Source organism: Fibrobacter sp., from assembly GCA_017503015.1.
Classification (GTDB): Bacteria; Fibrobacterota; Fibrobacteria; order Fibrobacterales; family Fibrobacteraceae; genus Fibrobacter.
On the sequence record JAFVTX010000065.1, the window covers coordinates 22646 to 36820 of the forward strand.

Consider the following 14175-nt stretch of genomic DNA (forward strand, 5'->3'; position numbering starts at 1 on the left):
GCGGAAACTTCGTGTTTCTGTAGGAAAAGTTTAATTTTAAACAAAAATCAACAACATAAGGATGCGATATATGATGAAGCAAACTCTGAAGGTCGCCTCGATAGCCCTGCTTGGGCTTTTGACGACGGCAGCGATGGCTCAGCCCAAACCGCCTCGTTTGGTAGTTTACAAGTTCTTTGACGACCAATATCGTCAGGGTGGCTTTGACTATGCCTACGGTGGTTCTAGCAAGGGCGTTACCATTACCAAAGATGGTGGTTACAAGTCTAAGTCTGCCTTGAATATCAAGCTGGACCCCAGCGAGTATTCGGGTGCCTCTATCTGCTTGTATAACGAGTTCTTTGATTTGAACAAGTACATGCTGGACTCCAAGATCGAGTTCATGATCAAGGGCAAGAAGGGTGGCGAATCTGTGAAGGTTGGCCTCTTGGATGACGAAGTGGGCGATGGCAAGAAGACTCAAGTTGTGCTCCCCATGAACAAGTACATCGAGGGCGGCGCCGTCACGACGGACTGGAAGAAAGTCTCCATTCCTCTGGTGGACTTCCCGGACCGTGGTCTCTACTGGGACAACACCCGCAAGTCTGAATTTCCGGCCCGTATTGACTGGGACAAGATTGCTGAAATCCGTTTCTCTATCGACAAGAGCGGCGCCAAGGATTTCGAAATCTGGGTGGACAACATCGAAATCGTGAAGGGCAACAAGAAGGCCAAGCCCAAGGCCAAGATTGTCTACTGGGATGAAAACGAAGACGTCATCGACGGCCCGAAGAATCCCGAAAAGCTGGATGGCAAGGCCAAGGCTCTTGTCACCTTCTACGACAACAACCTGAAGGGCTTCAGCTACAGCTACGGTGGTCTTTCTGCCCAACGTGAAGCCAAGTCCAAGACGGCGGGCAACCCCAATGTGCTTGCCCTGTACATCGACAACAATGACTGGTCCGGTGTGACCTACTCCATGGGCGAAGGCAAGTATGCCGACCTGTCCAAGGTTCGCAACAAGGGCGGTCTCTATTTCTGGATCAAGGGTAAGCTCGGCGGCGAGAAGGTCTATGTGGGTCTTCTGGACAACCAGGGCAACGACATCAAGAGCCAGACCAAGATTAGCCTGAACGACTGGATTGAAGGCGCCAAGGTGGGTACTGGTTGGAAACTGGTGAAGATTCCTCTGAAGAAGTTTGGTGACAAGGGTAAGGCTTGGGACGCCAACAAGCAGGCCGAAGTCGCTAAGGATATCCAGTGGAACAAGATTCAGTAAATCCGCTTCTCTGTAGGCAAGGGCGAAAACCAAGGCGAACCGGGCAAGCCCGCTCCTGTGACCATCTTTGTGGACCAGATTACCTTCACCGAGAATATCGACTGGGTCGACCCGGATATCAAGTGGGATAACTGGAACTCCAAGGAGAAGGACATGATCATCACCGACTTCGAAGACAAGTTCAAGGGTGATGTGTGGGAACCCTCCAAGGGCCCGAAGTCCAAGGTCGAAGTGGAAGTGCCTTTCAAGACCTCCAAGCTTGACGGCAATTCCCTCAACGTGAAGCATTTCGAAATGTCCGACTGGGTGGACATCGTGTTCGACATGGTCAAGAGCAAGCGCTCTGCCGCCGATCGCGACTGGACCAAGCACTGGGGCATTATGTTCGACGTTTATTCCGAACGTGCATGGCAGTCCATCACCGTGCAGATTGGTGACGCCGGCAACGAACTCTTCGTGGCCAACACCGGTGTGCCTCGTGGACGCACCACTGTGATTGTGCCCTTCCGTGCCTTCTCCAAGTTCCCCTACTACCAGCCGCCTACCGCCAAGGAAAACGGTGTGTTCGACCTGAAGGGCGTTGTCTCTCTCGACTTCAAACCGGGTGGAGAAGGTTCTAATGGTAACTTCGAAATCGACAACATCAAACTCACCAACCAGAAGGAAGTTAAGGCTGCTGACCGTCCGGCTCTCGTGAAGGTTGAAGTCAAGGGTACCGGCGATGTGGTGAACCCCAACATCTCTGGCGGCCTCTTCGGTATCAACGCCGCCCTCTGGGATGGCGACATGTTGGACAACCCCAAGTTCAAGGTGCAGACGGCTGAATATGCCAAGCGCATCAACCACGGCATCATCCGTTATCCGGGCGGTCTCCGTGCCGATGACGACCACTGGAAGGAAATCCTCGACAACCACGACTGGATGGTGGACACCGACGAATTCCTCGCCTGGTTGAAGAAGACCGGCTCTAACGCTATGTTCACGGTGAACTTCGGTTCTGGTACCGAACAGGAAGCCGCAGCCTGGGTGAAGCACACCAACGTTGACAAGAAGGCCGGCATCAAGTACTGGGAAATCGGTAACGAAGTCTACGGTAACTGGCACCCCTACTACGAAAAGTACGGTAAGGACGGCGGTACCATCTATGGTAAGCGCGCTCGCAAGTTCATTGAAGCCATGAAGAAGGTCGATCCCACTATCAAGGTGGCCGTGCTCGGCGTGCTGGATGGCGAATGGAACGACAACGTGCTTCGTGAAACCGGCGACATTGCCGACGGTATCATTGTTCACCACTACCCGCAGCACTATGGTGAAGAAAACGACTTCGCCATGCTCTCTGCTCCGCAGGACCTGGTGCCTATCTATAGCCGCCTCCACAAGCTGGTGGACAAGTGGACCAAGCACTTCAACAAGAAGCAGAAGTTCGAACTCTGGCTCACGGAATGGAACTCCGTGGACTTCAACCCCGGTCCGCAGACCATTTCTCTCGAGAACGGCCTGTTCGTTGCTGACTATCTGGCTATGCTTGCCACCGAAAATGTGGACAACGCACAGTACTGGGATATCCACAACGACATCACTCCGGAAGGCGGTGACTACGGTTACCTGACCCGTTCTGCCGAAGAGTGCATGAACTGCCCGCGCCCGAGCTACTGGGCTTTCCAGATGGCTTCCGACGCTCTCCGCGGCAAGCTCCTCAAGACTGAAATCTCCGGTGACAAGGAATCTCTCATCACCACCTACTACACCGAGAACGGCAAGAAGAAGTCCCTGTTGGTAATCAACAAGAACCCCTACAGCGACTACGAGCTGAAGCTCTCTATCCCTGGTTTCTCCGGCAAGGCTACTGTCCAGACTCTGGACCGCAGCTCCGAAAAGCTCAAGGAAGGCTGGGCCAACGACCCGTCCAAGAAGGCCAAGAAGGGCGTAGACGTGTCCAAGCCCATCAAGGTGGGTAAGAGGACCATCACCCTCATTACCATCGAGTAATTGACGGAATGTCATCCCCGACTTGGTCGGGGATCTCCTAGCAACGAAAAGCCCCGGCTCTGCCGGGGTTTTTCGTTTGTCCTGCAGGGTGTAAAAAACAAAAGACCCTCTCTTTCGAGAGGGTCTTCGCGGGATAGACGAGGCTTGAACTCGCAACCTCCGGCGTGACAGGCCGGTGCTCTAACCAAAATTGAGCTACCACCCCAAATCGTTTCCGATTTTCGGTAGTGGGCGATAACGGATTCGAACCGCTGACATTCTGCTTGTAAGGCAGACGCTCTGAACCAACTGAGCTAATCGCCCGAAAGGGTTACTTGTCCTGCTTTTTACCGCCGAAGAGGATTCCGAGAGGAATGACCACCACGTAGGCAAGAACCAGGATAAGAGGTGCGACCGTAAGGCTGACCGGATTGTCGGCAGGACCCTGCTGGAGGCAGAAGAAGCCGATTACCAGGAGCAAGATTCCGATAGCAATCAAAATGAAATTTTTCTTGTTCATCGTCTTACACAACCTTAAAGTGACTGCGCAAATATAGCATAAAAAAGCCGAATGTCAAGGGAGATTCCTACTTCTGGCCGGGGTATTTCACTCGGGTGTGGTAGGTGCCGTCCAGGCTGCGGAGGAACGCCTGTTCCAGCTTGAACAGTTCGCGGACAGACAGGTTACATTCGCTGAACTGCCCCTCGTTGAAACGGCCCTGGATGGTATTGTGGATCATTTCTTGCAGGGCTTCGGAATCCATGTTGGACATGGAACGGCTGGTAGCCTCGATGATGTCGGCCAGCATGAGAATAGCCGTTTCCTTGCTCTGGGGTTTGGGTCCCTTGTACTGGAAATCCTCTTGTTTTACGACCTTTGTGGGGTCTTCCTTGGCTGCTTCAAGAGCCTTGTGGTAGAAATACTGGATGGTGGTGGTGCCGTGGTGTTCGGAGATACCTGCCGCCACCAGTTCGGGAATCTTGTATTCCTGGGCAAGGGCATAACCCTGGGTCACGTGCCCGATGATAATCTTGACCGACTGGGATGGATCCAGGGAGTTATGAGGGTTGATTCCCTGTTTCTGGTTTTCGGTGAAAAATTCCGGACGCATGGTCTTGCCGATGTCGTGGTACAACGCCATGACGCGGACCAGCAAGGAATTGGCCTCGATACTTTCGGCCACTTTTTCGGCCAGGTTCGACACCTGGATGCTGTGGTGGAAAGTGCCAGGAGCAAGTTCCGAAATGCGCTTTAAGGCCGGACGGTTGAAGTCGGACATTTCCATGAGGGTAAGTACCGTAGTGATGCCGAAGATACGTTCCATCAAGTGCACAAAGAATGCCGACGCGATAGCGATACATACGGCAAAGTTCGCGCTTGCGGCAATAAGAGTCTGGTAGAAGGCTTCGAAACTCATGCGGTTACGTAGCAGGAACATGATACTGATGGATGCCGCCATGGAAAGGATGCCCACGAAAATAGCGTAGATGAACTGCACCCGGTAGCGGATTTTTACCAACGGAACGAGCGAAATAATCAAGACCGCAAACACGGCAATGGTAGCCGCCAGGTCGTAGCCGTTGAGGATGCCGAATATCAGGGAAGACAGCACGGAGAAGGCGATGCCCAGTCCGTAGTTAAAAAGAACGGTGGCAATGACCGGGGTAAAGGCGAAGGGATAGAGCCACATAAAGTCAACCCCTTCGGGGAGTACCATGGCTTCGGGCCTGTTCAGGGAGTTGGACAGGTAGTGCACGGCCCAGAAACTCACCAGCTGGATAATGGCCAGGAGAACAAGGCTCCAGAGCTGCCTCGGGCTCTTGAACTTGCGTACCGTTTCGTTGTAGAAGAAATAGAAGAAAAAGGCGATGATGATGAGGGCGAGGATGATGGACTGGCCAAAGGGAGCCGTCAGGGTTCTCTGGTTTTCTTCTTTTTGCTGGGCTTGCTGCAGGGCTTCCATCTTTTCCAAGATGTCCTTGGTGATGGGGTCGCCCTGCTTTACGATTTCCATGCCACGGGGAACCATACCCTTGATGAGAGTCACCTTGTCCCGGGCGGAAGCCTTGCGGGCGGCCGTTTCCTTTTCTAGGTAGAATACGTTAGGCAGCGAGAACACGTAGAGCACTTCGTAAAAAGCGCTCTGCAGGCCTTGGTCGCTGGGGAAAGCCCGTTGCAGTTGAGCGAAGGCTTCGTCGATACGGCGCTGCAGGGGTTGAATAGAGGTTGTTTCCAGGGTGGTTTCCTCGCTATCGCGAATCATGGCCACGGTGGTCTTGTTGTAAATCAGGTGCTTGATTTCTTGGACATTGTAGGATTCCATGAACAACTTAAGTTCGGTCTCGGTTTTGGCGAGAAGGGTGTTGGAAACGCCGCGCCTGAGCATCTGGTTGAATACAGAAAGTACGGAATCTCTGGCCTTTGAATTTTGACTCAGGGGCTTGATGGCGGTAATGGAAAGCCTTTGCTTTAATACCTCATAGACCCGGGAAGCCTGCTGCACTTTCATCTGCAGGGTGTCTGCTGCTTCTGGGCTTGAGTTGCCGGGGGCATTGCTAATCTGGGCTTGCAGGCTGCCGTACTGGGCGAGCTTGTGAAGGTACTGCTTCAGGTCTTCACTGATGCGGTTGGTTTCGTCGGAGTTGTACTCGAAAATGGCGTTGACCTTTTCTTCGGCACGCTGGCGTTCAGCCTCAATTTCTTGCTTGGACTTGGGAATGTCGAAATTGATGGGGGAGATGATGGTGCGGGTACTGAGCTGGCCCAGGTGGGGGTGGTCCGCCTGCATGGCGATATTCTTGTCGGGGAACAGGAATATGGCGATAGCCGCGACCAACACGCAGCCAAGGAAAAGATGGAGTTTTTTCTTCTTCTTTTTCATTTGGAGTCCTTTTGCTCGTAGGCGGACAATATGTCTTTCACCAGGGGATGCCGTAAAACATCGGTGGCGGTAAATTCAACTTGGGCGATGCCCCTGATTCCGTTCAAGATGGTCATGGCGTGTTCCAGTCCGGACTTTTGCCCCTGGGCCAGGTCCACCTGGGAGGTGTCTCCGGTAATGATGGCCTTGCTGTGGGGCCCGAGTCTGGTAAGGAACATCTTCATCTGGGGAATCGTGGTGTTCTGGGCTTCGTCCAGAATGATAAAGGCGCGTTTGAGGGTGCGTCCACGCATGTAGGCGAGGGGGGCCACTTCGATGGCTCCGGTTTCTTCGTACCGACGGAGCTTTTCTGGAGGTAGCAGCTCGGAGAGGCTGTCGTGGATAGGGCGCAGGTAAGGGGCGATTTTTTCTTTCAGGTCACCGGGTAAGAACCCGAGGGATTCTCCCGCTTCTACGGCAGGCCGGACTAGGCATATCCGTTCGGCCTCGTTGCGTTCGAGGCTTGCGACGGCCAGAGCTACCGCAAGAAACGTCTTGCCCGTACCGGCGGGGCCCTTGGCGAAAATGACGTCGTTCTTTTCGACGGCCTTTACCAGTTCTGCCTGGGAGGGCGTCTTGGGGCCAATGGATATGCCGAACCGGTTCCGGATGATGGGGGCTGCGCCAAGGTCGAATTCCTGTACGGCAGACGACGATTTCCCGAGAAGGCGCTCCACCTGCTTGGCGGTAAAGGATTCCCCGTGTTTTGCGGCGATTTTCAGCTGGTCCAGGACCGTCAGCAGGCCTTGTAGGTCTGCACCGTCCTTGGGCTTCAAGTTGAGCCCCGGGAGTCTGGTCTGTATCTCAACACAAAAACGGCCTTCCAATAAGCGGAAAACCGTTTCGTTCTCTCCTGAAATCATCCGTTTCAGGTTATCAGAGATGGAGTAATGTTCCAAATGACCTACTCGGCGTCGGGACGTTCCACCGGAATGCCCAACTTGTTCTTGGCGTCGAAGATTTCCTTACGGAGCTTATGGTTTTCTTCGGTCATGGCCATGGCTTCGTCTTCGGTCTTCTTCAGTTTGTTTTCGTCGATCTTTTCTTTCTGGACGGCGGCCTTTCCACTAGCACCGCCGGCTGCACCTCCTTCGGCGCCACCTTCGTCGCTGCCACCGCCGGAAGAGCCGGCGCAAGCGGTGAAGAGGGCAAGGGACAGAGAGGCGAGGATCAGTTTCCAATTTTTCAAAAATGACATTATTCAGGCTCCATTCTAGTCTGTGTTGCGTAAAATGTATATTATTTACGGCAAAAAAGTTGTAAAAAAGTGAAATCCATATGAAAAATGCCGAAATTTTGCGAAAATCCTATTCCCAGGTATTCATTTCTTCGCCGGATTACGATTCTTGTGCCTTATATGCCCAGAGGCGCGCCCAGATGATGGAAAAACTGGATTCCTTCTGTATTTTTGGAGGGATGCCCAGGGAGCCTGGGGCCGAAGAAGCCTTTACGGAAACCTGGACCCGATTTGTCCAGGATCCGGCGTTCTTGTTCCTTACGGGGGTGAACCAGCCGGGGTGCTACCTGGTGCTGGACCCCAAGGCGAAAAAGCCTGTGCTCTTTGTGCCCGAAAAGGACCTTTTCCGAGAGTTCTGGAACGGAAAACGGCTTGGTGTCGAACCTGGAAGCGACGATGTATCTAGAGTTACAGGCATTGCCGATGTCCGTGATGCCCTGGATTTTTTGCCCTTTGTGGAATCCATGGCGAAAAAATACCGGTCCAGGGGTTTCGGTTACGTCTATTACTTCGAAAAGGTTCGGGGAGACCATAACGACAGACTGAAAGACCAGGTGGCGAAGGTCCTTGGCCGGCAGGGGATGAAGGTGAAGACCTGCTCGCCGATACACTTTGCAGAGAGGCTTCCGTTGGGACCGGAGCGCATCGCCGACGCCAAGAGGGCCCAGTCCATTACGGAGAAGGCTTTCCGCAACCTGCTCCCGCGGGTGAAATCCTTCAAGAACGAGCGGGAGCTATTCCTGTACCTGAATTACGAGATGCAGCGCCGAAGCGACGGTGACCTGGCGTTTCCGACCATTGCCGCCTCCGGAGAAAACGCCTGCTGCCTGCACTACGTGAAAAACGATGAGCCTCTGAAGTCGGGGCGGATGATTCTCTTGGATTTTGGCGTGCGTTACGGGACCCTTCATAGCGACATTTCCAGAACAATTCCCTTGAACGGGAAGTTCAACCCCTTGCAGGCCCTGCTGTACCAGATTGTTTTGGATTCGGCATTAGTTTATCAGAAATTCGTGAAGCCGGGGGTAAGCCTGAAAGAAATAGGCCAGATTCCTTGGGAATTTGTTATGAATGAGCTGGAGTCCCGATTGGTAAAAGCTCACAAGGGCAAGTTCAAGTTGTGTTATGACAAGAGACCTCATGGAGTGAGCCATTTTATCGGTGAGCACATTCACGATGGCGACCCAGGTTCCCGTTCTTTGGACACGGTGCTGGAACCCGGTATGTTGATTTCTTGCGAGCCGGGACTATACGGTGAATTCGAGGGGGTCTTCAACGGCCGGCGCTACCGCGAAAAGATCGGTATCCGCATCGAGGACGACCTGCTGATTACGAAAACGGGCTTTTTGAACATTTCCAAAAAAATCCCGAAAGAAATCGTGGAGATTGAGCGACTGATGCAGGGATAGGTTTCTTGCCCCAAGAAAAAGACCCCGTGCCTCGAACCTCGGGCCTCGAACCCCTAACCCCTAGATCCTAGCCCCTAAATCCTAGCCCCTAATTACTATCTTTACCTTCAAATTTTTACGAAGGTCCAAAATGTGGAAATATAGCGGAGCGATCCGATTCTTTCTTTCTATCCTTGCGGTAACGTTTGTCCAGATGGGTGTGTTCATTTACGCCCAGAAGATTCTGTCCGGCTCCTTTGCCGGGGTGGAGGGCGGCCAGAACTGGCAGAGCCTGATGCTGCAGATCTTCTTTATCGCCCCCTATGTGGTTTTCGTGTGGGCGGCAGGGCTTTTCTCCAACAAGTTTTCCAAGAACAGGGTGCTGGCCTGGTCGTCTCTCTTTATGACGGCATTCGTCATAGCCATGGCGGTGCTGGTGACCTGCGGTGTTCCCCGTGTAGCGTTCTGGCTCTGCATAGGCCTTTCTACAGGCTTTGCGGTCCATAGTGCAGCCAAGTACGCCGTGCTGAAAGAGATGTTCGGCGTCCGGAACCTGAGCTATGCCAACGCCTTCTTGCAGATATTCTCCCTGAGCGGTATCATCGCTGCCAGCTGGCTTGCCATTGTGGGCGTGAACCTTATTGACCTGGGTAGCCTTGCCAAGTACGAGGCCGTGGGCAGGATTATCTCCAAATCAGTGGTGATTCCCTGGATTCTGGTGGGGGTGAGCGTGCTTGGTACCGTGGCGAGTTTCTTGATCCCGAAGGTCAAGTATGCCGACCCCAACGTTAGTTTTACCACCGCCCGACGCAGGTTTAGCCTGGGCTGGCGCCAGCGTCCCCTGCGCGCGACCATAATCGCCCTTTCCATGTTCTGGGCCATGGCTCAGGTGTTTACCCTTTTGTTCCAGGATGTATCCGGTTCCGAGACGGTGAACATGATCCAGAACTATATTCCCTTTGCCATCGGGGGCCTGATGGTGGGCTCCATCTTTGCGGCCAGGAACTCCAAGGACTTTATCGAGACGGGCTTTATCCCCCTGGGCATGATTGGGGCGTCCCTCTGCATGCTCCTGATTCCCTTTATGGTTCACCCCGCGGCCCTATCCGTGATTTATGTGCTGGTGGGGTTCTTCGGTGGTATTTTCCTTGTGCCCGTGAACGCCCTTTTGCAGTACAATACTCGCCCAAACAACTCGGGCTGGGTCATTGCCCTTGCGAACTTGATACAGGCGGTAATCCTTGGTATTTTCCTTGTGCTTTATTCGGTGATGGTGCATTACACCCATATCCGTCCGCAGCTCTACTTCGTGGGACTGGGTGTCATTTCTCTTTGCGTATTCGCTTGGACTATCACGAACCTGCCCCAGGCTTTGCTCCGCTCTCTCTTGCGCCTGGTGTTCAGCCGTCACAAGATTCGGGTTTTGAATGTGGGCAACATTCCCAATGCGGGCCCGGTGCTCATGGTGGGTAACCACCATAGCTTTATCGACTGGGCCATGCTCCAGATGGCAAGCCCCCGACCGCTCTGCATTGCCAGCAACAAGGACCACTTTGAAAGGTGGTACTTGCGGGCAATCTTGAAGCGCTTGGGAATGATTCGCATCGACAACCGCCACCCCGAAGAAGCCATGGAAAAAATCCACGAGGCCCTTTTGGCGGGCAAGGCCGTGGTCATGTTCCCTACGGGTGAGGTTTCCAAGTCCCCCCATGTGGAACCGTTTAATCTGGATTACTCCAAGGCGGTGGAAGGGACCGATGCCGTGTTGCTCCCGTTCTATATCCAGGGCCTTTGGGGTTCTAACTACAGTTACAGCGGCTCCGATATGTACGGTGCTTCATCAGACCGTTCCGTGACGGTGGCCTTTGGCGAACCCATTTCTGCAAAGACTCCGCCTAACGAGGTTCGTGCCATTGTCCGCAAGATTTCAATTGAAGCTTGGCAGTATGCTGTTAAGTTTGTGCGTCCCATTGCCGCCTCCTGGATTAACACTTGCAAGAAGTACGTGAAAAACGGTCCTGCCATCTACAATACCGATGGCGGTCACTTCTCAGGATACAAGCTCATGGGAGCGGTTATGGCCTTCCGCGGGCTCTTGAAAAAGAAGTTGGGCAAGCAGGAACAGAACATCGGTATCATGCTCCCGCCAAGTCCTGCGGGTGTCATCGTGAACTTGGTTCTCTGGGTCATGGGCAAGACCAACGTGAACCTGAACTACACATCTTCTGTAGATAACGTGAAATACTGCTGCGAAAAGGCCGACGTGACTACCGTGATTTCTAGCCGCCAGTTCGTAGAAAAGTTGAAGGGTAGGGGAAACGATTATTCTCAGGTGGCCTCTGACAAGGTTCGCATCCTCTATGCCGAAGACCTGATGAAGGAAATCCCCAAGGTGAAGATTGCGGCCCTCCTGGTGCTTTGCATGATTATGCCCGCATGGCTTATCCGCTTTGTGTTCTGCAAGCGTACCCGTATCGACGATACCGCCGTCATCGTGTTCAGTTCCGGCTCCGAAGGAACCCCGAAGGGCGTGCTCCTTTCGCACCGCAACCTGATGGGCAATATCCAGCAGTTGGCCTGTATTCTGAACGTGAGCCGCGGCGACGTGATGCTTTCGGAGCTTCCGCTGTTCCACAGTTTCGGCCTGACGGTGACCACGCTCTTGAACCTGACGGAAGGCTGCCCCATTGTGGCGGTGGCGGACCCCACCGACGTGAAGACCATGGCCCGCGTGTGCTCCCGCTTCCGCGTGACCTGCATGGTGGCGACCCCCACCTTCTTGCGGGCCTTTACCGTGAGCCGCTATGTACACCCCTTGGTGTTCAAGTATGTGCGTATCATCATCGCAGGTGCCGAAGCCTTGCGGCCTGAACTGGCTACGGCATTCCGCCTCAAGTTCGGTAAGGAAATTTACGAAGGTTACGGTTGTACCGAGACCGCCCCTGTGGCGTCGGTCAATACAGAAAACACCCTGCTGAACGACTACATGACCATGCAGGTGAACAACAAGCCCGGTACCGTTGGTCCGGCACTCCCTGGAACCCAGTTCCTGATTGTGGACCCCGAGACCAACGAACCGCTCCCCACGGGAGAGGCTGGCATGATTCTCATTGGCGGCTGCCAGGTGATGCAGGGCTACCTGAAGGATGACGAACGTACCAAGAGCGTCATCGTGAATATCAACGGTATTCGCTATTACCGCACGGGCGACAAGGGTTATCTGGACGAGGACGGGTTCCTCACCATCGTGGACCGTTACAGCCGCTTCGCCAAACTTGGCGGCGAGATGGTTAGTCTTGGAGCTGTCGAGAAGAAGATTCAGGACACTCCGGTGCTGGAAGGCTGCGACTACCTGGTGACTACGGTTCCCGATTCCGCCAAGGGCGAAAAGATTGTGCTGCTCTATCAGGGCGATAAGGACCCGAAGCAGGTGCTTTCGGAACTTCGCGCCAGCGGATTCCCGCCCATCATGCTTCCGGCCCTGGCTTTCCCGGTGGAAAAGGTGCCGAAGCTTGGGACCGGCAAGGCGGACTTTACCGGAGCGAAGAAGCTCGCGAAAGAACTGGCAGGGATTAAATAAGTGTGTAATGTGTGGTGCTCAGTTGTCGGTTATCAGTGTGCTGGTTTCTAGAAGCTCCTGTCTAAAGTATCAAAACTCATAACTCGCAACTCATAACCCGTAACTCGAAACTGATATGAGCGAAGGCAACATTGAAAAAGGCTTTACTCCTATACGGACTGTTCGGCTGGTGTCGGCCGTAGTGGCCGTAGCGGGAATGTTCTGCCTGTTGGTCCAGCGTATCTTGTCCATAGCCATGACCATGGCCCAAGAAATTCTGGACCTGGCCTTTGCACGCTACGGTAACTTTACGGGGCGCTTTGCTGCCAACAACTTTGCCGAAGACAAGAAGCTCCTTTCGATGCTGAACGAACTGAAGGGACTGATTCCTACGGTAGAGACCGCCCTGACCTTGCTTCTGGTGCTGAGCGTTGTGCTTTTCGTCATTGCCCTGGTGGGACTTGCCTTGCCGAGGCAGTCGGGGCATGTGCTGGTGGCCCTGAAACTCTTGAAGTGGCAACCTGTCGATGGGGAAGACGGAGCTTCCGTCGATCAATTGTCCATGAGTCCTGCGGCCCTTAAAAGGCTTGGAATCGCGACAGGGGTAATTGTTGCCGTTGTACTGGCCGTTTTTGGTATCCGCGGCTGTATGTTGGTATCTAGCGCTCAGGAGCAGGGCCTGGCCCTGCAGGAACTGGATACGCAGGTGCAAGGCTACATGACGACCCAGCGCGCTTACTTTAGCAAGAATAAGTCTCTCGGTACGGCGCGGCAGCTAGGGCTTGACACCCTTGTGAACGGGGATTACTACACCTTTAGGGTTGGACGCGGCTACATTGCTGCCGAATCCAAGGTGACTCTTGAAAAATGCCCCATGGGCACCCGTTGGAGGGTGAATGCGAAAGCCGAAGGCTTTATATCGAAGGAACTGAAATTTTTCAGTGTGCTTCCCAAGAACAGGGAATGCTTCAAGTTTGCCCCGAACCTAAAAAATACACCGCGATAGCCGGACTCGTCCGGGACCCAGTGCAGTTTTTTTATACTTTGGTATAGAACGCTTTTACAGGGGGCGTTTTAACCTTGCCGTTCCCGCGAATGTGGGAATCTGTTGGCTGTACAGGGAGAAATTGGCCGCCTGGCAAAATAAAAGGATTTTATGCAGCAGTACCTAGACTTGTTGAAAGATATCATGGACAATGGTGTGGACCGTTCCGACCGCACGGGTACGGGGACTCGTTCCGTTTTTGGCCGCCAGAACCGTTACGACCTTTCCAAGGGATTCCCCTGCCTTACCACCAAGAAACTCCACTTGCGCAGCATCATTCACGAACTGCTGTGGTTCTTGAAGGGAGATACCAACATCAAGTACCTTCACGACAACAAGGTGACCATCTGGGACGAATGGGCCGACGAGAACGGCGACCTTGGCCCTGTTTACGGCCACCAGTGGCGCAGCTGGCCTACTCCCGACGGAGGTCACATCGACCAGATCCAGAACTTGATTGACAGCCTCAAGAACAATCCCGATTCCAGGCGTCATTTGGTGTGCGCCTGGAACGTGGCCGAAGTGAACAAGATGGCCCTGCCGCCTTGCCATTGCCTTTTCCAGTTCTATGTGGGCGGTGTAGGGGAGTCCGGCAAGCGCAAGCTCAGTTGTCAGCTTTATCAGAGGAGCGCCGACATGTTCTTGGGCGTGCCCTTCAACATTGCGTCCTATTCCCTGTTGACCATGATGCTTGCCCAGGTCTGCGGTTACGAGGCAGCCGAGTTCGTGCACACCTTCGGTGACCTCCACCTGTACAGCAACCATTTTGACCAGGCCAAGGAACAGCTTTCCCGCACGC

Annotated in this window: 8 protein-coding genes, 2 tRNA genes and 1 pseudogene; 5 read left to right on the forward strand and 6 right to left on the reverse strand. The window is 53.8% G+C overall.

What is annotated here, in order from left to right; translation table 11 throughout:
* Positions 1-70 precede the first annotated feature (70 nt).
* Positions 71-3247 (forward strand): annotated as a pseudogene (locus IKB43_11770) (carbohydrate-binding protein).
* Between the two features lie 129 nt (positions 3248-3376).
* Here the strand turns inward: IKB43_11770 and IKB43_11775 are convergent.
* The 6 genes from IKB43_11775 to IKB43_11800 all read right to left on the reverse strand — a co-directional run bounded on the left by IKB43_11775 (position 3377) and on the right by IKB43_11800 (position 7345).
* Positions 3377-3452 (reverse strand) — tRNA-Asp (locus tag IKB43_11775).
* Positions 3453-3475: 23 nt separating this feature from the next.
* Positions 3476-3550 (reverse strand) — tRNA-Val (locus IKB43_11780).
* A gap of 7 nt (positions 3551-3557) precedes the next feature.
* Positions 3558-3746: a hypothetical protein gene (locus IKB43_11785; GenBank protein MBR2470805.1), complete on the reverse strand. Its 189-nt coding sequence runs from the start codon at positions 3744-3746 to the stop codon at positions 3558-3560.
* 67 nt (positions 3747-3813) lie between these two features.
* Positions 3814-6108 carry an HDIG domain-containing protein gene (locus tag IKB43_11790; GenBank protein MBR2470806.1) on the reverse strand — a complete coding sequence of 765 codons (2295 nt, stop codon included), beginning with the start codon at positions 6106-6108 and terminating at the stop codon, positions 3814-3816.
* Positions 6105-7010 (reverse strand): PhoH family protein, encoded by a 906-nt coding sequence (locus tag IKB43_11795; GenBank protein MBR2470807.1) that lies wholly within the window; start codon positions 7008-7010, stop codon positions 6105-6107. Before IKB43_11795 ends, IKB43_11790 begins: the two co-directional genes overlap by 4 nt.
* 41 nt (positions 7011-7051) lie before the next feature.
* Positions 7052-7345, reverse strand: coding sequence for a hypothetical protein (locus tag IKB43_11800; protein MBR2470808.1), 294 nt, complete (start codon positions 7343-7345; stop codon positions 7052-7054).
* A gap of 80 nt (positions 7346-7425) precedes the next feature.
* Here IKB43_11800 and IKB43_11805 point away from each other — a divergent pair, with 80 nt between their 5' ends.
* The 4 genes from IKB43_11805 to IKB43_11820 form a co-directional block, all read left to right on the forward strand.
* Complete coding sequence (locus IKB43_11805; protein MBR2470809.1) at positions 7426-8793, forward strand: aminopeptidase P N-terminal domain-containing protein; 1368 nt, start codon at positions 7426-7428, stop codon at positions 8791-8793.
* 130 nt (positions 8794-8923) lie between these two features.
* On the forward strand, positions 8924-12352 hold the full coding sequence (locus IKB43_11810; protein MBR2470810.1) for an MFS transporter: 3429 nt from the start codon (positions 8924-8926) through the stop codon (positions 12350-12352).
* Between the two features lie 115 nt (positions 12353-12467).
* On the forward strand, positions 12468-13337 hold the full coding sequence (locus tag IKB43_11815) for a hypothetical protein (GenBank protein ID MBR2470811.1): 870 nt from the start codon (positions 12468-12470) through the stop codon (positions 13335-13337).
* A 150-nt stretch (positions 13338-13487) separates the two neighbouring features.
* Positions 13488-14175 (forward strand): thymidylate synthase (locus tag IKB43_11820; GenBank protein MBR2470812.1); only part of this gene is annotated, 688 nt, incomplete at its 3' end.

Coding starts and splice junctions, on each gene's coding strand:
- IKB43_11785 (MBR2470805.1), bottom strand. CDS start 3,746: ATGAACAAGAAAAATTTCATTTTGATTGCTATCGGAATCTTGCTCCTG.
- IKB43_11790 (MBR2470806.1), bottom strand. CDS start 6,108: ATGAAAAAGAAGAAGAAAAAACTCCATCTTTTCCTTGGCTGCGTGTTG.
- IKB43_11805 (MBR2470809.1), top strand. CDS start 7,426: ATGAAAAATGCCGAAATTTTGCGAAAATCCTATTCCCAGGTATTCATT.
- IKB43_11800 (MBR2470808.1), bottom strand. CDS start 7,345: ATGTCATTTTTGAAAAATTGGAAACTGATCCTCGCCTCTCTGTCCCTT.
- IKB43_11795 (MBR2470807.1), bottom strand. CDS start 7,010: ATGATTTCAGGAGAGAACGAAACGGTTTTCCGCTTATTGGAAGGCCGT.
- IKB43_11810 (MBR2470810.1), top strand. CDS start 8,924: ATGTGGAAATATAGCGGAGCGATCCGATTCTTTCTTTCTATCCTTGCG.
- IKB43_11815 (MBR2470811.1), top strand. CDS start 12,468: ATGAGCGAAGGCAACATTGAAAAAGGCTTTACTCCTATACGGACTGTT.